Raw genomic sequence first — 21,291 nt, forward strand, 5'->3', positions numbered from 1 at the left:
CCCCGCAGTACAGCCGGAACGGGATTTCGGAGGTCAGCCCTGCGCGACGGCGGACAGGCCGCCCCGCAGGTCGCCCTTGACGACCTTGCCGCTGGCGTTGCGCGGCAGTGCATCCACGACCACGATCTCCTTCGGGTGCTTGTAGCGCGCGAGGTGTTCGTCGAAGTAGGGCTGCAGCACTTCGAGGGACAGATCGTCGTTGCCCGGCCTCGGTGCGACGACCGCGACGGGGACCTCGCCCCACTTCGAGTCGGGGCGGCCGATGACCGCCGCCTCGAGGATCGCGGGGTGCCCGAAGAGGACGTTCTCGACCTCGGCGCAGTAGATGTTCTCGCCGCCCGAGATGATCATGTCCTTCTTGCGGTCCACGACGTAGACGAAGCCCTCGTCGTCGACACGCACGAGGTCGCCGGAGTGGAACCATCCGCCGTGGAACGCCTCCGACGTGGCCGCCGGGTTGTTCCAGTAGTCGCGCATCATGGTGGGGCCGCGGTAGACGATCTCGCCGACCTCGCCGGGAGCGACGTCGTTCATCTCGTCGTCGACCACTCGCGCCTGGATGGTCGGGATGACGCGCCCGACGGAACCGAGCTTGCGGATCGCGTCCACACCGTCGAGCACGCACGTGATCGGCGACATTTCCGTCTGGCCGAACACTGCGACGTTGAATGCATCCGGGAAGGTGTCGGCCATGGCGCGCAGGATGGTGTCGGAGCTCGGTGCGGCACCCCACGAGATGTTGCGTAGTGCGAGCTTTCGCGGGTTCGCCTGCTGCGCAGCACACACGGCCTGCCACTGCACCGGCACAAGGAACAGGCTGGTGACCTGCTCGGCTTCGAGCACGTCGAGCAGCGCGCCCGGGTCGAATGCTCCGACGGGGTGGATCACGGTGGCGCTGCCGAGCATCAGGCTCGGGGCGATCGAGCCGAGCGCAGCGATGTGGAACATCGGCGAGGCACAGAAGCCGATGCCGGATTCGTCGAACTGCTGGAAGGCCCGGATACAGGTGAGCGCCTGGGCGTCCATGTTCGAGTGGGTGAGTACCGCGCCTTTGGGGCGGCCCGTGGTGCCCGAGGTGTACATGATCAGCGCCGGAGTGTCGTTCGGGATCTCGACCTGGGGGTGCGGGTCGCCTTCTTCGGCCACGAGCGCGTCGTACGAGACTGCGTCGCCTTCGGCCTCTGCACCGATGGTGATCGCGAGGTCGATGCCTTCGGACTGAGCGCGGGCCGCGGCAGCGAGCGGTACGAGAGGACCCTCCGCAACAATCGCCTTCGCGCCCGAATCCGCTACGAGGAACGCAACCTCGGACGCGGTGAGACGGAAATTGACCGGCACCGCGATCGCGCCGAGCGCGTTGGCCGCGAGGACGATCTCGATGTACTCGGGGCGGTTGAGCATCAGGACGATGATGCGATCGCCGAATCCGATGCCGCGACGCGACAACGCATCCGCAAGCTTCTCTACGCGCTCGTGCAGCTGCGACCAGGTGATCGACTCGCCGAGAAAGCGGAATGCAGTGCGGTCAGGAGTCATCAGGGCGTGGCGCGCGACCTGGTTGTTCCAGTTGTTGCTGCGGTAGCGGTGCGCATCCGAGACAGAGTGGGAAGCCATCGACGGTCCTCTCGAGACGGGACAGATTCGGGACGAAGGGCGCGGCAATTGCCGGGTTCCGGTGTGATGCACCTTACAGGCAAATTCTGATTGTGGCCAGATATTTGTTAACGAAGATTCTCACCTTGATCGAACGGTGTTCCCAACGAAAAGCAAGCAGCGAACCCGTGAGGAGGAAGCGAGATAAATAGACTTTGAACAGTGCATAGGCAACGAACGGGAGCGGGTGCCGGAACCGTGCCCGCACCCATTCCCGTCCATTACATGTGCATGCAGGCTCTACGTGAAGTCGGGGCGACGCTTCTGCAGCATGGCCATCGCACCTTCCGCGAAATCCGCTGAGGCGAGTAGCTCGACCTGACCTGCCTTCTCGAACGCCAGCGCGTCATCGAGAGCCGACAGGGTCGTGTTGTTGAGTGCCTTCTTGGTGAGCGCAAGGGCCCGTCGCGGACCACTCGCGGTACGGGCCGCCGCTGCATCGACGTGCGCGGCGAGTTCGCCGTCGGGGAGCGTTCGGGCCACGAGACCGAAGCGGTCTGCGTCGGCCGCGGACAGACGCTCGCCGAGCAACGCCATCTCGGCTGCGCGGGCACGGCCGATGGCAGCCGGGATCAACATGCTCGATCCACCGTCGGGCATGAGTCCGATGTTGACGAATGCCAGGAGGAAGTACGCACTCTCGGCCGCGTACGTGAGATCGGCCGCCACCGCAATCGACACACCGACGCCTGCGGCAGGCCCGTTGACTGCCGCGATGACCGGCACGGGTGAGTCGACGATCGCACGAATCAACGAGTTCGCGGTATCCATCACAACATTCGGATCAGCCGGGTTCGCCCCCGCAGCCGCAAGATCGGCGCCCGTGCAGAACGCGGCGCCTTCCCCCGTGAGAACGATGGTGCGCACGCGCTCATCCACCCCGGCCGCGGTCACCGCCTCACCCAACGCGTCCATCGTCACGAGATCGAGCGCGTTCATCCGCCTCGGGCGGTTGATCGTGAGCCGGAGAATGCCATCGGCCAGTTCTGAACGCAGCCCCTCCACGGCAGTTCCTTCCGTCATCTCGGTCATACTCGCACCCTCTCCTCGGCAGCGACCATGCCGTTCAGACGTCCGGTGATGATCGCCTCGGCCTCCGAGACCATCCGGTCGACGAGCACGGCCACCGTCGGAATGTCGTCGATCAGGCCCTGGCTCTGGCCGGACGTCCAGATGCCGGCATCGATATCGCCCTCCTCGAACACGGTACGCCCACGTGCACCGGCGACGAGGTGTGCGATGTCGGCGAACTCCGCACCGCGGGAATCGATCTCGACGACCTCCTTGCTGACCGCGTTCGCCGCGACACGTGCCGTGTTGCGGAGGGTGCGGAAGATCAGCTCGGTGTCGAGCTCGCTGTTCGCCACGATCTGTTCCTTGACCCGCTGTGCCACAGGTGACTCGACGGTGCACATGAAGCGGGTGCCCATGTTCACGCCGTCTGCGCCGAGAGCAAGCGCGGCCACGAGACCACGTGAGTCGGCGATACCACCCGACGCGATCACGGGAATCCGGAGCTTGCGGGTCGCAGCGGGAATGAGAACCAGACCGGGGACGTCGTCCTCGCCGGGATGCCCGGCGCACTCGAAGCCATCGATGCTCACGGCATCGACACCCACTCGTTCCGCCTTCAGGGCGTGCCTGACGCTCGTGCACTTGTGGATGACCTTGATTCCCGCGTCCTTGAAGAACGGCAGGTGGTCGACCGGATTGGACCCCGCAGTCTCGACGATCTTGATGCCCGACTCGATGATCGCGGCGCGATACTCGTCGTACGGTGGCGGTGTGATCGACGGCAGGATGGTGAGGTTGACACCGAACGGCTTGTCGGTCATTTCCCGGCACCGCGCGATCTCGCGGACCAGGTCTTCCGGTGTGGGCTGGGTCAGTGCGGTGATGAAGCCCAGCGCGCCGGCGTCGGCCACCGCTGCAACCAACTCGGCACGACCGACCCACATCATGCCGCCCTGGACGATGGGGTGCTCGACCCCGAACGCCTCGGTGAATCGGGTCCTCAAGTGTCCTCCTCGAATCGGCGCGGGACGCTGCACTACGCCCCCTCTTCCATGGAGAATCGGAAGAATCATGGTTAACTTTGGTGTCCGACGCGGGGTTTGTCAATACACTGTGTTCTGCGGTTTCGACCCGAAATCGGTGCCGGAGCCGCATTCCGATTCAGGAGTTTCTACTGTTACCTTTAATGTTTGAACAGCTCTCCGCGACCGGTCGCGGGGTCCGACACAATCGACGAGGAGTTCCAGGTGGCCGAACACGCGCAGGTCGGGGCGCGCGCACGAGCGAGCTCCAGTAGCACGACCCCGGCGGTGCGCCGACGCCCCAAGAACCGCAAGGCGCAGATCGCGGCGGTCGCGGCCGAGGCATTCAGCGAGCGCGGCTACCACGGTGTGAGCATCGACGAGATCGCCAAGACGGTCGGAATCTCCGGGCCCGCCCTGTACCGCCATTTCCCGAACAAGTACGCACTGTTCCTGCATGCGGTCAACGAACTGGCCGACTCACTCGGCGCGGCCGTCGACGAGTTCGACGCCGGCGACAACACCGACCCGAGCGACACCCTCGACCGCCTGTTGTCGGCCACGATCCGCACCACCATCGCCAACCGCCGCACCGGTGGCCTGTACCGCTGGGAACGCCGTTACCTGTCGAAGGACGACGGCCTGCAGGTGCGCGGCAAAATGGTGGCGATCAACCGGCGACTCGCCCACATCACCGCGCAGCTCCGCCCCGACCTCACCGAGTCCGACTGCGTCGTCGTCAGTACCGCGCTGTTGAGCACCATCGGCTCGATCACCACGCATCGCGCTCCCCTGTCGAACCGCCGACTCCAGCAACTCCTGCTCGAGGCATGCCACGCGATCGTCGAGACACCGCTCGTCCCCTCGGATCCCGACGCCGCAGAACCACAGGCCAAAACCGGTCTCGCGACGTCCAACAAGCGCGAAGTTCTGCTGCACGAAGCGATCCTGCTGTTCGACGCACGCGGCTATCACGATGTGAGCATCGAGGAGATCGGCGCCGCCGCAGGCATCAACGCTTCCGGCGTGTATCGGCACTTCCCGAGCAAGGCAGACCTGCTCGCCGCAGCCTTCCATCGCGCCGGCGACCGCGTGGCGATGTCCGTGGAATCCGCACTGGCCGAATCCACCACCCCCGCACAGGCACTGGAACATCTGGTGGACGTGTTCGTTCGGTTGGCGTTCGAGCACAGTGAGCTGATGTCGGTCTACTTCGCCGAGATCGGCAACCTTCCGAAGGCTCATCGCAGCGATCTTCGCAACATCCAGCGTCTGAACATCGAGGAATGGGCTCGCATCGTCGCCGAGTTGCGCACCGATCTCTCCGCGGTCGAATGCCGTTTCCTCGTCCACGCTGCGCTCATCCTCTCCCTCGACGTGGGGCAGGTGATGCACTTCCGGGGTACCGAATCCGACCAACGGCGAGTACAGCAACTGATGCTGGCGGTACTCACGACCGACGGCCGGGCTACCGGCGAACTGGCCTCATGACCCGCACCGCACGCGCCGCCGTGTTGCGCGAACACAACACTCCACTGCGGATCGAATCCATTGTCGTGCCCGAGCTTCGACCCGACGAGATCCTCGTGCGGATCCGCGGGGTGGGGATCTGCCACACCGACCTCACCGCGGCGGCGGGCGGAGTCCCGATTCCGCTTCCCGCAGTACTGGGCCATGAGGGGTCCGGAGTGGTCGCGGAGGTCGGATCGGGCATCGTCGGCTTGCGCGTCGGCGACCCGGTGGTCCTCGGGTTCGATTCGTGCCGAACCTGCCGTAACTGTCGTCGTGGTCGTCCCGCCTACTGCAGCCGATTTGCTCCACTGAACTATTCGGGTATGCGCCCCGACGGCACCTCGGTGTTTCACGACGGGTCCGGCAAGCCGGTCCACGGCAACTGGTTCGGCCAGTCGTCGTTCTCTTCGCTCGTGGTCGCCACCGACCGGAACGTCGTCCGCCTTCCCCAGGGAGTGCCCGTCGAACTCGCCGGCCCTCTCGCCTGCGGACTCGCCACCGGAGCAGGTACCGTACTTCGGGTTCTCCGACCCGAATCCGACTCGGCGATAGCCGTATTCGGACTCGGAGCGGTGGGAATGGCCGCTGTCATGGCAGCGAAGATCGCCGGGTGCGGCACCATCATCGGCATCGACCCGAACCTTCGCCGCCACACGTCGGCGCTCGAGTTGGGCGCGACGACGGTGATGTCTCCCGACGACGTCGACGATATCGGCCGTCATGTGCGTCGGGCCACCGGCGGCGGGGTCGACTTCGCGGTCGAGTCGGTGGGGTCCGAAGCCGTCATCCGCCAGGCGATGTCGTCTCTCGCGAGCCCCGGAGTGTGCGCGACCCTCGGCCTACGTGGCGGACGGAACCCCATCACGATCGATCAGACTCATCTGTTGAACGGCCGCACCCTCACCGGAGTCATCGAAGGCGACGCCGATCCACACGTCTTCCTCCCCGAACTCGCCGCACTCTGGCGCGATGGCCGCTTCCCTGTAGAGAAGATCACCAGCACATTCCCGTTCGACAAGCTCGACGACGCCTTCGCCGCCGTGACGGCAGGTGAGGTCGTCAAGGCCGTACTCACCTTCGACTGACAGGAACCGACATGGACGACGTCGTCCAGGAACTCGCCGCACTGCGCGCACGCACCGATTCGATCGATCCTCGCGAGCTCGACGCCCTCTGGGAGCGGCTCACGCCCGCACGAATCGACGATCTTCTCGGATACCGTTGGAAGGGATTCAGTTTCGACACCGGCCATCGCACCCATCAGATGCTGGGTGGCGCCCGCTGGTACGGGAAGTCGTTCATCTCGGTGTCCGAGGTCCAGCCGCTCGTGTGCCGGGACGAGGACGGCGAGCTGTTCTCCGACAAGCAGACCGGTCGCGGTGAGGCGAGCCTGTGGGACGTCGTGTTCCGCGGCGAAGTGACCGCGACGATGGTCTACGACGGAATGCCGGTGTTCGACCACTTCAAGAAGATCGACGACGACACCGTGATCGGTGTGATGAACGGCAAAGGAGGGCTCGTCTTCGACGGGGGCGAACACTATTGGTTCGGCCTCGAGCGCGACGTCGCGCTCTGACCACTCCCGTCAGATGAGATGTTTGTTCCCTGCCATGCGACGCCGCATGTCGCGCAGGTAGAACGTGGAGGACAGCTGCCGGATCCGCCGCGGCACCTTCCGGTACACCGGGGGAACGACCTTCCAGAACAGATCGAACCTGCGCTGGTCGCGAGGGCTCCACGGCAGGGAGAACTCGGCACGTATGCGCTGCGGCAGAAGGCCGATGGTCATGAAGCGCTGCAGCGGCATGAGCATTCGCACGGGAAGCGGCGAGTCGCCGCCGCTGAGCAGACCGCGGGTGAAGGCACGAATCTTCTCGTCCACCTCCACCGTCGCGATCATCTCGTCCCAGTACGCGTCGAACTCTGCGCGAGTGGCCGGCCACATGTCTTCCTTGACCTGCAGCGCAGTGCCGTACACCGCGGACTGGCGGTAGATCCACTCGATGTCGACATCGGAGAGCTTGTGGAACATGCGCTGGTACATCTCGACGCCGTTGCGGTAGAGCGTTGCCGCAACCCATAACTGGAGTTCAGGATCGAAAGCATTGTAGGTTTCGGAGCGAACGGGAACATGAACCTTGTTCACCAGCCGGACGATCTGTTTGCGCTCCTCCGGCGTGCCGAGGGTGACCGCGTAGACGTAGGTCATGGTGGTGCGCAGCCGGTCGAGCGGACGCTGGAGGGTGGTGCTGTGGTCTGCCACGCCGTGGCCGACTCCCCGCTCCGCGAGTTGTAGCAATACGGTCGATCCGGCGCCCAGGAGCAGCATCGATTCGCCGACGAAGTCGGCCAGGTCGATCGAGCCCGGCTCGATCGGAGCAGGATCGGCGACGACCGCATCAGGGACGCCGCCCTCGACAACACTGGGCTTGTCGACAACACTGGGCTCGTTGACTTTCACTGGTGGTGCCATAGGGTCGCCTCCTCGGCGAAAGTACGGATGCTGCACTGCCATCCAAATTGTGCACGCCCGTACTCAGATAGGCAAGAGGTCCTTGTGCCCTACGTGCCACCGTCGGCGTCGGCGAACCGCTTCCGGTGCGCAAGCAGTCTGGCGGCCGCGTCCTCGAACTGCAGGAGGGTCTGCGTGATCACCCCGTTGTGATCACCCGCGCGCATCGCGGCGATGAGTTGCTCGTGAGATCGCACGGCGACGACTCCCCACTGCCGATCCCGTGCGAAGAGGCGATACGGCAGCGTGCGGGCTGCGGTATCGAGGAACCATGCGAGCTTCGGGCTGCTCGCAATACGGTTCACCTCACGGTGAAAACACCACTCGGCGTCGGCAATACGCTCGACGTCCGGCACCCCACTCGAGGCCGGCGAACCATTCGACGTCGCCACGCAGGCGCGCAGGCGTTCGTTGAGCTCCGTCAGGCGCTCGAGGTCGGCGGCATGAGCCCGGTCTACAGCCCGCAATGCGATTTCGACCGCGAGTTGCCCCTGGAGCCAGAAGATGTCATCGATATCGGAGCTGCTCATCGGCGACACCCGGTAGCCGCGATTCGGTGCGGACTCGACCATGCCTTCACCCCGAAGCGTGAGCAACGCCTCCCTCACCGGCGTGACGCTGACACCGAGTTCGGCTGCGGTCTCGTCCAATCGAATGAATTCGCCCGACCGGAAAGAACCCGACATGATCGCACTGCGCAGGTGGGAAGCCACCTCGTCGGAGAGCTGGGGGCGTCTACGCATACGCGACGGATCGGTACGCGGTGCATCACGATCGGCAGCGACGGCATCGGTCACGCGGGTCGTTGAGGCCATGTGTTTCTCCTGACGGTCCACAAGGCGAGCGGATCGGGCTTGTCCGTTCGGTACGAGACGCATAGTGTGAGCTCCATTACAGCTAATCACATCAAATATATGTGATGTGATCCGTCAGGAAGCGTCGAAAAATGACACAGAAGAGCAGTACGACGGACCCGAAGACCGGCAGCGAGCCGTCCACCGACACCTTCGCGAGCCTCGACCCCCGCTCGGGAGACGTGATCGCCGAGTATCCGATCGCCGATGCCGCAGCGGTGGCCGAGGCCGTCGACCGGGCCCGTATCGCGGCACGCTGGTGGGATGCGCAGGGATCCCGCGGGCGTCGCGAGTGGCTCCTCGAATTCAAGAAGGCCGTCGCCCAGGACGCCACCTCCCTCGCGAGGCTGATCTCACGCGAGACCGGAAAGCCGTACGGCGACGCATTCCTCGAGGTGATGCTCGCGATCGAACACCTCGACTGGGCAGCGAAGAACGCCAAGAAGGTTCTCCGAGCGCGGAAGGTGCCCTCGGGAATCGCGAGCTTCAACCAGGCCGCAACCCTCGAGTACAAGGCACTCGGCGTCATCGGCGTCATCGGCCCGTGGAACTACCCGGTCTACACCCCGATGGGCTCGATCTCGTACGCTCTCGCCGCAGGCAACGCCGTCGTCTTCAAGCCGAGCGAGCTGACACCGGGCGTCGGCAAGTGGCTCGAGGAGAAGTGGAACTCCATCGCACCGACCCAGCCCGTATTCCAGGTCGTGACCGGACTCGGCGAGACCGGGTCTGCGCTCACCCGCGCGGGCGTCGACAAGATCGCATTCACCGGGTCCGGCCCCACGGCACGCAAGGTGATGGCCGTGTGCGCCGAATCTCTCACCCCGCTCGTTGCAGAGTGCGGCGGCAAGGACGCGATGATCGTGGCGGCCGATGCCGACATCGACAAGGCAGCAGACTTCGCTGCGTTCGGCGCGTTCGGCAATGCCGGGCAGACCTGCGCGGGTGTCGAGCGCATCTACGTCGTCGAGTCCGTCTACAAGGAATTCCTCGACAAGCTGACCGCCCTCGTGAAGCGCGCGAAGCCGGGTGGAAGCGACGAGTCGACGTACGGTCCGATGACACTGCCCCGCCAGATCGACATCGTGCGCAGCCACATCGAGGATGCGCTGGCGAGTGGCGGCACCGCGGTGGTCGGCGGTACCGAGTCCGTGGGCGAGCGCATCATCGAACCGGTGATCCTCACCGACGTGCCCGAGACTTCGAGCGCTGTGTGCGAGGAGACCTTCGGGCCCACCGTCGTCGTCAACAAGGTGCGCGACCTCGACGAGGCGGTCGACCGGGCCAACGGCACCGCCTACGGACTCGGTGCGTCGATCTTCATCGGCAACAAGGCCAAGGGTCGCGAACTGGCCGAACGTCTCCGCAACGGCATGGTGTCGGTCAACTCGGTGCTCGGCTTCGCAGGCATCCCGTCGTTGCCGTTCGGCGGCATCGGCGAGTCCGGCTTCGGCCGCATCCACGGCGCCGACGGCCTTCGCGAGTTCAGCCGGCCCAAGTCTGTGACGGTCGAGAGGTTCAGCTCGCCGCTGAAGCTGATGAGCCTCGAACGGCCCGAGCGCGATCTGAACCTGTCCGTGAAGATGCTGAAGTTCATGCACGGAAGGTAGGCCATGACGACTACAGGACCGCGCGCGAAGAGAACACGTAAACCGGCTGTCGTCGCGTCACCCGAAGCGCGGATCGAGAAGGCCGGTACATTTCCCGGTCCGAATCGCGACCCTCGTCCGAAGGCGGGGCGATCCGGCTGGCTGAAGGTGATCGAGGGCCTCGACCCGGTCACCCACCATCAGGACATCCTGCGGATCACCGCGGGGTACGAGTTCCCCTGGGACTACCAGCGGTCGCTCGAGTTCGCGTTGTTCCGCACCTACTGTGTGCCGACCATCTCCGAGTTGCTCGCACGGACCGGAGAGTTCGAGCATCGGCCGCAGAAGCGCTACGACGACACCTCGTTGTTGATGGCCGAACTCATCGAGCACGGGTACGACGCCGAACGCGGACGTGAATCGCTGCGCAACATCAACCGCATGCACGGCAAGTACTCGATCGACAACGACGACATGCTGTACGTGCTGTCGACGTTCGTGTACGACCCGCTCGACTGGATAGACAACTACGGCTGGCGTCGCCTGCACCCGAAGGAGCGACTCGCGTCGTTCTACTTCTACCGGCAGGTCGGAATCCGGATGGGTATCAAGGACATCCCGGAATCGTTCCAGGAGTTCCATCGGTTCAAGCTCGAATACGAGCAGAAGATGTTCGACTACAGCGACGACAATCACGCCATCGGCACCTACACGCTCGAACTCTTCAAGTCGTGGTACCCGAAGGCACTCGGTCCCGGTGTCGAGAAGGTCGTGTATTCCCTGATCGACGACCGGATGGCCAGGGCGTTCGGTTTCCCCAAGGGGTCAGCGCGCATGCGGGCCATGTCGGAGGGTGCACTGCGGATGAGGTCCGCTCTCGTGCGCCGGTTCCCCAAGCGGAGGGTCTCGGTGTCCGGCGGCAATGCCACCAACCGCACGTATCCCGGTTACCCGCTGGGCTACCGTCCACGGGATCTCGGCGTCTGACACCGATCTCTGCGCCGCACACCGAACAGGAAGTCCCTGCTCGCAGACTCATACACCTGCGGGTCGGGGCTTCCTCGATTTGAGAGACGGTAAGGCGAACGCCGACGCGAACACGACGACAGCGCATACACCGCACACCAGGTACACGATGATGAAGCCGCTCGAGTCGATGCCGCCCGCGAGCATGTGCGCGGCGAGCACCGATGCGACGACCGCGCTGCACATCGTGCTTCCGACGGTCCGGAGCAGCACGTTGACGCCGTTTGCCGCCGCGTTCTGGTCCAGGGGCACAGCGCCGAGCAACAGGATCGGCAGGGTGCAGTACACGAACGTCGTTCCGATTGCGGCGATGAAGATGGCTACCACCACCAGCCACAACGGCTTGTCCGGGACGGCGTGGACGGAATAGCCGAGGATCAGGAAGGCCGCACCGATCATGACCGCGATCTTCGGCCCCAACCGCTCCGAGACCCGTGCCGCCACGAGCGCGAAGATCATCATCGCGATGCTGGCGGGTAACTGGCACACCGCGGCCTGCAGAATCGTCAGTCCGTATCCTGCGCCGTGCTCGGGCGACGCCTGGAGCAGCTGCGTCGTGATGAGAGTGTTTCCGTAGAAGGCGAAACCGACGAGCAGCGCCGACAAGTGCGGGGTCAGAACCGAACGTCGCGCGGACACCCGCAGGTCGACAAGCGGATTGCGATTACGCAACTGCTGGAATCCCCACGCCGCGAACAGCAGGATCGCGGACGCGAACATGGTCAGGACTGCGGCGGAGGTCCATCCCCATGTGCTTCCCTGCGTGATCGGCACGAGGAGACAGATCAACGCGCTCGAGAGTCCTACGGCTCCCACGACATCGAAGCGACCGCCGGTACGGGTACTCGATCGGGGAATGACGAAGGCGGCAGCGACAGCGACTCCTGCACCGATCACCGTGGTCACCCAGAACAACAGGTGCCATTCCGCGAACTGGACGATCGCCGCGGCGAACGGGATTCCCACGGCCGTACCGATGCCGAGGGTGGAGCTGAGGATGGCGATCGAGCGATCGACACGGTCGCGCGGCATCACCTCGCGCAGGATCGCCATGCCGATCGGGAGGACGGCGGCGCCTGCGCCCTGGAGCCCACGGGCGAAGATGAGCAACCCGATGTTCGACGTGAGCGCGCAGATCAGCGACCCGACGGTCATCAGCCCGAACGCTATGAGCAGCATCTGCTTCTTGCCGATCATGTCGGCGAGACGTCCGAAGATGGGGGTCATCACCGCGCCGACGAGCAGCGTGCTCGTGACCAGCCACGACACGGCGGTAGGGCCCGCCCCTGTGAAACCGGGAAGGCTGGGTAGCAGCGGCACGATGACCGTCTGCATGATCGCTTGGAAGATCGCACCGACCGCGAGTACCGGGAAGATGTACTTCGACAGATTCGGTCTACGATCACGGGTCGCGATGCGGCCCCGAGCGGTCACGCGTCGGTGCGATCCGGGGGCGTGCAGCCGCAGCGGGAACGACACAGTCACGCGGCTCCCTCCAGCGATGGTAAATGGCTGTTCACCACCTTAGGTGAACAGCCATTTACCTACAACCGGAGTGGGGATTGTCTCAGTGCCCGTCGCCGTCGAGCAGCGACTGCACGAGCGGCGCATACAGGGCAACCACCTCGTCGACCGACCCTGCCGCCTTCTCCTGCATCATCCGGCGGCGCATGAATGCGACCCCCAGGAGCATCGAGAACACGAGCTCCGCACGCATCCGCGCGTCGGGCCCTCTCATCAACGCCACCAACGCGTCGATCATCTGCGACGAGTAGTTCTCACGAAGCTTGCGGTTGCTCTCCTCGCTGGATCCACTCATGAACAGCAGGGCCATCGACAGCGGCTTGTGCCTCGCGGACTGTCGCGCGAAGATCTCGACCATCCGCTCGCCCAGAACGTCGAACGGTCCGTCGTACAGCAGCTGAGCGGCAGCCTTGAAATCGACGAGGGCGTCGTACAACTGCTCCTTGGACCCGAAGTACTTGATGATCAGCGGCGCGCTGACCCCGGCGTCCTCCGCGATGTCCTTGAGCGTGATCTCACGATACGGACGAGTCGCGAATGCGAGACCCGCCGCGTCCAGGATCAGCTGACGGGTCTCCTCCGATGTGCGCCGCTTCTTCTCGGGCGCGCTCGTGGCCGCTCCCGGTCGGCTACCGGTCACATCGCCCGCCTTCCGGACATTGCGCGACCCAGCGTGAGCTCGTCGGCGAACTCGAGGTCGCCACCCATCGGCAGCCCCGACGCCAACCGCGTGACCGCCAGCCCCGGGAAGTCACGCAACATCCGAACCAGATACGTCGCCGTTGCCTCCCCTTCCGTGTTCGGGTCGGTCGCGATGATCACCTCGGAGACGTCGACGCCGTCCTCCTGGTTGCCGATCCGCGTGAGCAGCGCGCGAATGTTGAGTTGGTCCGGCCCGACACCGTTCAGCGGATCGAGCGCACCACCGAGCACGTGGTAACGACCGCGGAATTCGCGGGTCCGCTCGATCGCCTGCACGTCCTTGGGTTCCTCGACCACACAGATCTGCGTGCGATCGCGACGGGAATCGGCGCAGATGCGGCACTGTTCCCGATCCGACACCGTGCCGCACACCTCGCAGAACTGCACCCCGTCGCGGACCTTCTGCAATGCGGCCTGCAGCCGGTCGATCTCCGGAGGCTCGACGGACAGCAGATGAAATGCGATCCGCTGAGCGCTCTTCGGACCGACGCCGGGCAGTTTGCCCAGCTCGTCGATCAAGTCCTGAACCGGTCCTTCGTACACGTGTACCTCTAGAATCCGGGCAGGCCGGGAATACCGCCGCCGAGTCCGCCCGCGAGCGGACCGAGCTTCTCGGACGCGATCTCCTGAGCCTTCGCGGATGCGTCGGCCACCGCAGCGACGACGAGATCCTGCAGGGTCTCGATATCCTCCGGGTCGACGACCTTCGGGTCGATCTGTACAGCGACGACCTCTCCGGTGCCCTTCACCGTTGCGGTCACGAGGCCACCACCGGCCTGGCCGGTGACCTCGGCTTGCGCCATCTCGTTCTGCGCGGCCATGAGCTGCTGCTGCATCTGCTGGGCTTGGGCGAGGAGTTGCTGCATGTCGGGCATACCACCGGGTTGCACGGACACGTCCTTCCTGTGGGGACTGGGTTTGTCTACCTGGGGTTTCGCATGCCAGATTAGTCGCATGCCGGTGCCACCGGCACGCACGCGAAAAGTCAGTCGAGGGTGTTCTTCAGATTCTCGAGAACCTGCTGCTGGATCTTTCGCAGGCCGATCGGCGCGAACGTCTTCTCGAAGAACCCGCCGATGCCACCCGCACCGTTCCACTGGGTGAGGGTCACGACCGTCGAACCGGAGCCGTTGGGGACGACACTCCACGTGGTGACGAGCGACGAATTGGCGTCGGTCTCGGTGATCGTGCTGCCGGAGGTCGTCACCTTCGCCTGCACGTCGCGCACCCGCTTCTCGGTGGCCTGGAGCAGCCAGTGCACGATCGTGCCGTCGCCCTGGCCGCCGGAGATCACACGGTAGTCCCGGTAGTGGTCCGACAGGATGCGCGGACGCACGGTCTCGTAGTCCGAAAGCGCTGCGAGCACCTTCTCGGGCGCCGCTGCCAACTGGATCGAGCTGCTTGCACTGACCTGTGCCACGATGGACTCCTCTGTAGCAGTTGATTCGTTCTCGATTCGAGCCCGTGAGGCTCGCCGACTTCCCTACATCCTGCCTGTCAGTACCAGGACGTAGCGCGTCGGCGGGTCTATTGTGGGTTGCACCACTGATGCACTGCTGCAGGGGAGTCGAATGCTGAGAACGTCACGAAGTGTCGGATCTTACGGAGACTCGATCCACCGTGAGGGTGTGCGACGTCTGCTGCGCTCGTATCGCTCCATCCCCGCCCACGCCCCGGTGCGGCTCGCGAAGAAGACATCGAACCTGTTCCGCGCACGTGCCAAGGTCGATTCGCCGGGCCTCGACGTGTCGGGGCTCGGCGGTGTCATCTCCGTCGATCCGCACACTCGCACCGCCGACGTCGCCGGAATGTGCACGTACGAAGACCTCGTCGACGCAACCTTGCCCTACGGCTTCGCGCCGCTTGTCGTGCCGCAGCTCAAGACGATCACTCTCGGCGGCGCGGTCACCGGGCTCGGCATCGAATCCACGTCGTTCCGCAACGGGCTACCACACGAGTCCGTACTCGAGATGGACATCCTCACCGGAAGCGGCGAAATCATCACCGCCACACCGGACGGCGAACACGCCGACCTGTTCCGCGGTTTCCCGAACTCGTACGGGTCTCTCGGATATGCCACGCGGCTGCGGATAGAACTCGAACCGGTGAAGCCGTTCGTGGCATTACGTCACCTGCGTTTCACCTCGCTCACCGACCTTCGGACGACGCTCGACCGGATCACCACCGAACGCGTCCACGCCGGAGTCGCAGTGGATTACGTCGACGGTGTCGTGTTCTCGGCCGACGAAGGCTACCTCACCCTCGGCATACAGACCGCCGAACCCGGGCCGGTGTCCGACTACACCGACATGGACATCTTCTACCAGTCGATCCGGCACGAATCCGTCAACCATCCCAAGACCGACCGACTCACCATCCGCGACTACCTGTGGCGATGGGACACCGACTGGTTCTGGTGCTCGCGTGCCTTCGGAGCACAGAACCCACGCGTGCGGAGATTATGGCCGAAGAAGCTGCTGCGCAGCAGCTTCTACTGGAAACTCATCGCACTCGACCACAAGTACTCGATCGCGGATCGCATCGAGGCCCGCAAAGGCAACCCGCCGAGAGAACGTGTCGTCCAGGACGTCGAGGTCCCCATCGAACGAACCGAGGAGTTCATGCGATGGTTCCTCGACGAGATTCCCATCGAGCCGATCTGGCTGTGCCCCTTGCGACTGCGCGACAAGTCCGCGTCGTACGACCCTCGGCGCCCGTGGCCGCTCTATCCGCTCGAACCGAAGCGCACCTACGTCAACATCGGATTCTGGTCGTCGGTGCCTGTTGTCCGCGGCGAAGTCGAAGGCGCCGCAAACCGCCGCATCGAGCACAAGGTGGCGGAGCTCGACGGTCACAAGTCGCTGTACTCCGACTCTTTCTACAGCCGTGGCGAATTCGAAAAGCTCTACTACGGCGAGGGTGAATACCCCGCGCTCAAGGATAGATACGATCCCGGGTCTCGCTTGACGGACCTGTTCGCAAAGGCGGTGCAACGACATTGACTACATTCGAAACGGAGCGCTCGGGGCAGCAGACCGACAAGCTCAATCTCGCGCAGATCGTCGAGATCGCAACCGGCGGTGAGATGCCGCTGCGGTTCAGCGCATACGACGGCTCCACGACCGGCCCTGCAGATTCCCCGTACGGGCTCAACCTGACGGCGCCCGAAGGCGCCACCTACATCGTCACCGCCCCGGGCGATCTGGGTATGGCACGCGCGTATGTCTCGGGAACGCTCGAAGCCGAGGGTGTGCATCCCGGCGATCCGTATCCCCTGCTCAAGGCACTCGGCGGCGTCCACTTCGAGCGTCCGCCTGCACGGACCCTCGCGCAGATCGTACGGTCGCTCGGGCCCGACCTGCTCAAGCCGATCGCCCCTCCGCCGCAGGAGCACCTCCCCCGTTGGCGCCGTGTCGCCGAGGGGCTTCGCCATTCGAAAGCACGCGACGCCGAGGTCATCCATCACCACTACGACGTATCGAACACGTTCTACGAGTACGTTCTCGGACCGTCGATGACGTACACGTGTGCTGTGTTCGAGTCGGAGAACCAGAGCCTCGAGGACGCACAGGAGAACAAGTACCGACTCGTCTTCGAGAAGCTTCGATTGAAACCCGGAGATCGCCTGCTCGACATCGGCTGCGGGTGGGGCGGCATGGTGCGATACGCCGCACGCCGGGGTGTGAAGGCCATCGGCGCGACCCTGTCGAAGGAACAGGCCCAGTGGGCGCAGAAGGCCATCGCCGACGAAGGCCTCGGCGACCTCGCCGAAGTACGTCACTCCGACTATCGTGACGTGCCGGAAACCGGGTTCGACGCGATCTCCTCGATCGGCCTGACCGAGCACATCGGTGCCGCGAACTACCCGTCGTACTTCCGGTTCCTACACGACAAACTCCGCGTCGGCGGCCTGCTGCTCAACCACAGCATCACTCGCCCGCACAACCGCGGACGGCACAAGGCCGGCGGCTTCATCGACCGCTACGTGTTCCCCGACGGGGAGCTCACCGGTTCGGGTCGGCTCATTTCGGAGGCTCAGAACATCGGCTTCGAGGTGATGCACGAGGAGAACCTGCGTCAGCACTACTCTCTGACTTTGAAGGCGTGGTGCGAGAATCTCGAAAAGAACTGGGATTCCGCACTTTCCGAGGTCGACGAGGCAACTGCACGCCTGTGGGGTCTGTACATGGCGGGGTCGCGGGTGGGCTTCGAGACCAACGGCGTCCAGCTCCACCAGATTCTCGGCGTGAAGCTGGGTAAGGACCAGGCACCCCAGGTCCCTCTGCGTCCCTGGTGGGTCGCATGAGCGCGTAGTCGCGGCTACACGGAGAACGGGCAGATACAACCTTTTCGCAAGGCTGCATCTGCCCGTTCCGGTTGTAAACGGGTCAGCTACGCAAGCTCGCAGGCGGAGTGAAACGCTCGCCGTACTTGGCGGCAAGCTCCTCGGCGCGCTTGACGAAACCTTCCTTCCCGCCCGGGAATCCCGTGATGTACTGCGCGACACCACCGGTCCAGGCCGGGAAGCCGATACCGAGGATCGAGCCGATGTTGGCGTCGGCGGTCGTGGTGAGCACGCCCTCGTCGAAGCACTTCTGGGTCTCGATGGCCTCGGCGAACAGCATGCGGTCGATCAGATCCTGCAGCGGCACGTCGAGCGTCGCCACGGTCTTGTAGTGATCGCGCACGCCCTGCCAGATGCCGAGACGCTTGCCGTTCTCGTCGTACTCGTAGAAGCCTGCCTTCTCGAGGCGACCCGGACGACCCGACTCGACCATGAAGTCGACGACGTCGATAGCGGGGTGACGGGTGGTGCCGAGCTTCGTGTCGCCCTGCGCCGCAGCCTCCGCGGTCTCCTTCGCGATCTTCTGCATGAGCTTCATGTTCAGCTCGTCGGTCAGCTGCAGCGGCGGAGCCGGGTATCCGGCCTGCGAACCGGCCTGCTCGATCGTCGCGGGCTCGATACCCTCGCCGAGCATCGCGATGGCCTCGTTGACGAACGTGCCGATCACGCGTGAGGTGAAGAATCCACGGCTGTCGTTGACCACGATCGGGGTCTTGCGAATCGCGAGCGTGTAATCGAACACGCGGGCCAGCGCCTCGTCGGACGTCTTCTCGCCCTTGATGATCTCGACCAGCGGCATCTTGTCGACCGGCGAGAAGAAGTGGATACCGATGAAATCCTCGGGACGCTTGACGCCGGTCGCGAGACCGGTGATCGGCAGCGTCGAGGTGTTGGAACCGAGCAGTGCGTCGGGCTCGACGACATCCTCGATCTCCTGGAACACCTTGTGCTTGAGGTCGGTGCTCTCGAAGACCGCCTCGATGACGAAGTCGACGCCCTTCAGGTCCGCAGCATCGGCAGTCGGGTGGATGCGATCGAGGAGCGCCCTCGACTTCTCCTCTGTGGTCTTTCCACGCGAGAGTGCCTTCTCCTCGATCTTGACCGAGTAACTTTTACCGCGCTCGGCGGCCTCGGCGCTGATGTCCTTGAGGACGACCTCGAATCCGGCCTTCGCCGACACGTACGCGATGCCTGCACCCATCATGCCCGCACCGAGCACACCGATCTTCTTGATCTCACGCTTCGGCACGTCCTTCGGGCGCGACGCACCCGAGTTGATGGACTGCATGTCGAAGAAGAACGCCTGGATCATGTTCTTCGCGACCTGGCCGGTGGCGAGCTCGGTGAAGTACCGCGACTCGATGGTCGACGCATTGTCGAAATCGACCTGGGCGCCTTCGACGGCCGCCGACATGATCGCGCGCGGACCCGGCATCGGAGCACCCTTGAGCTGCTTGCGCAGGTTCGCGGGGAAAGCCGGGAGGTTCGCGGCGAACGCAGGCGACGACGGGGTGCCACCGGGGATCTTGTAGCCCTTGGTGTCCCACGGCTGTACGCCGCCCTCGGGGTTGGCCTTGATCCACGCCTTGGCGGCGGGCACGAGTTCTTCGATGCTGCCGACGACCTCGTGCACGAGACCGAGTTCCTTGGCCTTGACCGCGTTGTACTTGTTGCCCTGCAGAAGAAGCGAGAGCAGCGCGGTCTGGAGTCCGAGCAGTCGGACGGTGCGGGTGATGCCGCCACTACCGGGCAGCAGCCCGAGGCTCGCCTCGGGCAGACCGATCTGAATACCCTTGACATCGGCGGCAATACGGTGGTGCGTCGCGAGTGCGATCTCGAGGCCGCCGCCGAGTGCCGCACCGTTGATGGCGCTGACGACGGGCTTGCCGAGGGTTTCGAGGCGACGCAGGTCGGACTTGATGTCCTGGACCTCGTCGAATGCGACCTGCGCGTCGGCAGGTCCGATCTCGATGATGTTGCGCAGGTCGCCGCCGGCGAAGAATGTCTTCTTCGCAGACGTGATGACGACGCCGGTGATGGAATCCTTCTCGGCGACGAGACGATCGACGGTCGACTTCATCGACGTCTTGTAGAGCGCGTTCATCGTGTTCGCGCCCTGGTTGGGGTCGTCGAGCGTGAGGACGACGATGCCGTCTGCGTCCTGATCCCAGGAAATCATGTTGTCGGTCACTGTATTTCGGATCCTTCCGGTATCAGACGCGCTCGATGATGGTGGCCACGCCCATGCCACCACCGACACAGAGGGTGAGCAGGGCACGGCGCAGGCCACGGCGCTCGAGCTCGTCGACCATGGTGCCGAGGATCATGGCACCGGTCGCGCCGAGCGGGTGGCCCATGGCGATGGCGCCGCCGTTGACGTTGAGCTTCTCGTCCGGGATGTGCAGGTCCTTCTGGAACTTCAGGACGACGGAGGCGAACGCCTCATTGATCTCGAACAGATCGATGTCGTCGACCGTCAGACCCGCGGTCGCGAGAACCTTCTTCGTCGCCGGCGTCGGGCCGGTGAGCATGATGGTCGAGTCGGCACCCGACGTGGCGGTCGCGACGACGCGGGCACGCGGGGTCAGGTTGAGGTCCTTACCTACCTGCTCGGAGCCGACGAGTACCAGCGCGGCGCCGTCGACGATGCCGGAGCTGTTGCCGCCGTGGTGCACGTGGTTGATCTTCTCGACGAAATGGAACTTCTGCAGGGCCACGGCATCGAATCCCCCGACCTCACCGACCGTGGCAAACGACGGCTTCAGACCGGCCAGACCCGCGAGGGTCGTGTCGGGACGCATGTGCTCGTCCTGGTCGAGGATCGTCAGGCCGTTCTGGTCCTTGACCGGAACGACGGACTTGGCGAAGTAGCCACCCGACCACGCTGCGGCGGCGAGCTGCTGCGACCGCAGGGCGTACGCGTCGACGTCCTCGCGGGAGAAGCCCTCGATGGTCGCGATGAGGTCGGCACCGACGCCCTGGGGCACGAAGTAGGTGTCGTAGTTGGTGGCCGGGTCCAGGCCCCACGGGCCGCCGTCGGAGCCCATCGGCACGCGCGACATGGACTCGACGCCACCGGCGATGACGAGTTCGTCCCAGCCGGAACGAACCTTCTGTGCCGCGGTGTTCACGGCCTCGAGGCCGGACGCGCAGAAGCGGTTGATCTGGATGCCGCCGACGGTGTCCGGCAGGCCTGCCGCGGTGGCTGCGGCGCGTGGCATGTCGGCGCCCTGGTCGCCCACCGGGCCGACGATGCCGAGGATCAGGTCGGAGATGCGGTCCTCGTCGAGATCCGGAAAACGGACACGCAGCTCGTCGATCAGACCGGTAACCAGGGAGATCGGCTTGACGGGGTGTAGCGAGCCGTTCTTCTTGCCGCGGCCGCGGGGGGTTCGGATGGCTTCATAGATGAATGCCTCGGTGGTCACAGTGCGCAGGTTCCTTCCCGTGCTGACGGTGTGGTGGCGCGTCATCCCACCTGAGGGACGTCCACGCCCAACCTTCCGCCTCCACGGTAGGAGCGCATCCCCAGCCGCGA

Annotated in this window: 19 protein-coding genes; 7 read left to right on the top strand and 12 right to left on the bottom strand. The window is 64.7% G+C overall.

What is annotated here, in order from left to right:
• Nucleotides 1–33 precede the first annotated feature (33 nt).
• The 3 genes from fadD5 to ACFWCF_RS21155 form a co-directional block, all read right to left on the bottom strand.
• On the bottom strand, nt 34–1,614 hold the full coding sequence (gene fadD5, locus ACFWCF_RS21145; RefSeq protein WP_378565575.1) for a fatty-acid--CoA ligase FadD5: 1,581 nt from the start codon (nt 1,612–1,614) through the stop codon (nt 34–36).
• 279 nt (nt 1,615–1,893) lie between these two features.
• Complete coding sequence (locus ACFWCF_RS21150) at nt 1,894–2,685, bottom strand: enoyl-CoA hydratase (protein ID WP_378565578.1); 792 nt, start codon at nt 2,683–2,685, stop codon at nt 1,894–1,896.
• Nucleotides 2,682–3,671 carry an NAD(P)H-dependent flavin oxidoreductase gene (locus tag ACFWCF_RS21155; RefSeq protein WP_378565581.1) on the bottom strand — a complete coding sequence of 330 codons (990 nt, stop codon included), beginning with the start codon at nt 3,669–3,671 and terminating at the stop codon, nt 2,682–2,684. Before ACFWCF_RS21155 ends, ACFWCF_RS21150 begins: the two co-directional genes overlap by 4 nt.
• Before the next feature lie 243 nt (nt 3,672–3,914).
• Between ACFWCF_RS21155 and ACFWCF_RS21160 the strand changes: the two genes are divergently transcribed.
• The 3 genes from ACFWCF_RS21160 to ACFWCF_RS21170 are packed head-to-tail and all read left to right on the top strand — an operon-like array spanning nt 3,915 to nt 6,777.
• Nucleotides 3,915–5,180, top strand: coding sequence for a TetR/AcrR family transcriptional regulator (locus tag ACFWCF_RS21160; protein WP_378565672.1), 1,266 nt, complete (start codon nt 3,915–3,917; stop codon nt 5,178–5,180).
• Nucleotides 5,177–6,286, top strand: coding sequence for an NAD(P)-dependent alcohol dehydrogenase (locus ACFWCF_RS21165; protein WP_378565584.1), 1,110 nt, complete (start codon nt 5,177–5,179; stop codon nt 6,284–6,286). The genes ACFWCF_RS21160 and ACFWCF_RS21165 overlap by 4 nt, the downstream gene beginning before the upstream one ends.
• 11 nt (nt 6,287–6,297) lie before the next feature.
• On the top strand, nt 6,298–6,777 hold the full coding sequence (locus ACFWCF_RS21170) for a DUF4334 domain-containing protein (RefSeq protein WP_378565587.1): 480 nt from the start codon (nt 6,298–6,300) through the stop codon (nt 6,775–6,777).
• Between the two features lie 9 nt (nt 6,778–6,786).
• Here ACFWCF_RS21170 and ACFWCF_RS21175 read toward each other — a convergent pair whose 3' ends face one another.
• On the bottom strand, nt 6,787–7,674 hold the full coding sequence (locus ACFWCF_RS21175) for an oxygenase MpaB family protein (protein ID WP_378565589.1): 888 nt from the start codon (nt 7,672–7,674) through the stop codon (nt 6,787–6,789).
• 89 nt (nt 7,675–7,763) lie between these two features.
• Complete coding sequence (locus tag ACFWCF_RS21180; RefSeq protein WP_378565591.1) at nt 7,764–8,528, bottom strand: GntR family transcriptional regulator; 765 nt, start codon at nt 8,526–8,528, stop codon at nt 7,764–7,766.
• Nucleotides 8,529–8,659: 131 nt separating this feature from the next.
• Here ACFWCF_RS21180 and ACFWCF_RS21185 point away from each other — a divergent pair, with 131 nt between their 5' ends.
• Both ACFWCF_RS21185 and ACFWCF_RS21190 read left to right on the top strand, forming a co-directional pair.
• Nucleotides 8,660–10,177: an aldehyde dehydrogenase family protein gene (locus tag ACFWCF_RS21185; RefSeq protein ID WP_378565593.1), complete on the top strand. Its 1,518-nt coding sequence runs from the start codon at nt 8,660–8,662 to the stop codon at nt 10,175–10,177.
• A 3-nt stretch (nt 10,178–10,180) separates the two neighbouring features.
• Complete coding sequence (locus ACFWCF_RS21190) at nt 10,181–11,143, top strand: oxygenase MpaB family protein (RefSeq protein ID WP_378565595.1); 963 nt, start codon at nt 10,181–10,183, stop codon at nt 11,141–11,143.
• Nucleotides 11,144–11,191: 48 nt separating this feature from the next.
• Here the strand turns inward: ACFWCF_RS21190 and ACFWCF_RS21195 are convergent, their stop codons facing one another.
• The 5 genes from ACFWCF_RS21195 to ACFWCF_RS21215 all read right to left on the bottom strand — a co-directional run bounded on the left by ACFWCF_RS21195 (nt 11,192) and on the right by ACFWCF_RS21215 (nt 14,828).
• Nucleotides 11,192–12,616, bottom strand: a complete 1,425-nt coding sequence (locus ACFWCF_RS21195; RefSeq protein ID WP_054809594.1) for an MFS transporter — start codon at nt 12,614–12,616, stop codon at nt 11,192–11,194.
• Nucleotides 12,617–12,749: 133 nt separating this feature from the next.
• Nucleotides 12,750–13,346: a TetR family transcriptional regulator gene (locus ACFWCF_RS21200; protein WP_054809587.1), complete on the bottom strand. Its 597-nt coding sequence runs from the start codon at nt 13,344–13,346 to the stop codon at nt 12,750–12,752.
• A complete protein-coding gene (gene recR / locus ACFWCF_RS21205; RefSeq protein WP_378565597.1) occupies nt 13,343–13,951 on the bottom strand; it encodes a recombination mediator RecR in 609 nt (202 codons plus the stop codon). Before recR ends, ACFWCF_RS21200 begins: the two co-directional genes overlap by 4 nt.
• An 8-nt stretch (nt 13,952–13,959) precedes the next feature.
• Entirely contained in the window at nt 13,960–14,283 is a 324-nt protein-coding gene (locus ACFWCF_RS21210; RefSeq protein WP_378491647.1) for a YbaB/EbfC family nucleoid-associated protein, read from the bottom strand.
• Nucleotides 14,284–14,393: 110 nt separating this feature from the next.
• Entirely contained in the window at nt 14,394–14,828 is a 435-nt protein-coding gene (locus tag ACFWCF_RS21215; protein WP_378565599.1) for an SRPBCC family protein, read from the bottom strand.
• 151 nt (nt 14,829–14,979) lie between these two features.
• Here ACFWCF_RS21215 and ACFWCF_RS21220 point away from each other — a divergent pair, with 151 nt between their 5' ends.
• Together ACFWCF_RS21220 and ACFWCF_RS21225 are read left to right on the top strand one after the other, a co-directional pair.
• On the top strand, nt 14,980–16,410 hold the full coding sequence (locus ACFWCF_RS21220; protein WP_378565601.1) for an FAD-binding oxidoreductase: 1,431 nt from the start codon (nt 14,980–14,982) through the stop codon (nt 16,408–16,410).
• On the top strand, nt 16,407–17,714 hold the full coding sequence (locus ACFWCF_RS21225; protein ID WP_378565603.1) for a class I SAM-dependent methyltransferase: 1,308 nt from the start codon (nt 16,407–16,409) through the stop codon (nt 17,712–17,714). The genes ACFWCF_RS21220 and ACFWCF_RS21225 overlap by 4 nt, the downstream gene beginning before the upstream one ends.
• 82 nt (nt 17,715–17,796) lie before the next feature.
• Here ACFWCF_RS21225 and ACFWCF_RS21230 read toward each other — a convergent pair whose 3' ends face one another.
• The gene (locus tag ACFWCF_RS21230; RefSeq protein WP_378565676.1) at nt 17,797–19,932 is read right to left on the bottom strand and encodes a 3-hydroxyacyl-CoA dehydrogenase NAD-binding domain-containing protein; all 2,136 of its coding nucleotides are present in this window, start codon (nt 19,930–19,932) and stop codon (nt 17,797–17,799) included.
• Nucleotides 19,933–19,966: 34 nt separating this feature from the next.
• Nucleotides 19,967–21,181, bottom strand: coding sequence for an acetyl-CoA C-acetyltransferase (locus ACFWCF_RS21235; RefSeq protein ID WP_378491613.1), 1,215 nt, complete (start codon nt 21,179–21,181; stop codon nt 19,967–19,969).
• Nucleotides 21,182–21,291: the final 110 nt, after the last annotated feature.

It is taken from the genome of Rhodococcus sp. NPDC060090, from assembly GCF_042729855.1.
In the GTDB taxonomy this organism is placed as follows: Bacteria; Actinomycetota; Actinomycetes; order Mycobacteriales; family Mycobacteriaceae; genus Rhodococcus.

What these genes read in the sequence shown, in the direction of transcription:
- ACFWCF_RS21230 (WP_378565676.1), bottom strand. Translation starts at nt 19,932, where the DNA reads ATGATTTCCTGGGATCAGGACGCAGACGGCATCGTCGTCCTCACGCTC.
- fadD5 (WP_378565575.1), bottom strand. Translation starts at nt 1,614, where the DNA reads ATGGCTTCCCACTCTGTCTCGGATGCGCACCGCTACCGCAGCAACAAC.
- ACFWCF_RS21170 (WP_378565587.1), top strand. Translation starts at nt 6,298, where the DNA reads ATGGACGACGTCGTCCAGGAACTCGCCGCACTGCGCGCACGCACCGAT.
- ACFWCF_RS21190 (WP_378565595.1), top strand. Translation starts at nt 10,181, where the DNA reads ATGACGACTACAGGACCGCGCGCGAAGAGAACACGTAAACCGGCTGTC.
- ACFWCF_RS21175 (WP_378565589.1), bottom strand. Translation starts at nt 7,674, where the DNA reads ATGGCACCACCAGTGAAAGTCAACGAGCCCAGTGTTGTCGACAAGCCC.
- ACFWCF_RS21165 (WP_378565584.1), top strand. Translation starts at nt 5,177, where the DNA reads ATGACCCGCACCGCACGCGCCGCCGTGTTGCGCGAACACAACACTCCA.
- ACFWCF_RS21150 (WP_378565578.1), bottom strand. Translation starts at nt 2,685, where the DNA reads ATGACCGAGATGACGGAAGGAACTGCCGTGGAGGGGCTGCGTTCAGAA.
- ACFWCF_RS21185 (WP_378565593.1), top strand. Translation starts at nt 8,660, where the DNA reads ATGACACAGAAGAGCAGTACGACGGACCCGAAGACCGGCAGCGAGCCG.
- ACFWCF_RS21180 (WP_378565591.1), bottom strand. Translation starts at nt 8,528, where the DNA reads ATGGCCTCAACGACCCGCGTGACCGATGCCGTCGCTGCCGATCGTGAT.
- ACFWCF_RS21220 (WP_378565601.1), top strand. Translation starts at nt 14,980, where the DNA reads ATGCTGAGAACGTCACGAAGTGTCGGATCTTACGGAGACTCGATCCAC.
- ACFWCF_RS21210 (WP_378491647.1), bottom strand. Translation starts at nt 14,283, where the DNA reads ATGCCCGACATGCAGCAACTCCTCGCCCAAGCCCAGCAGATGCAGCAG.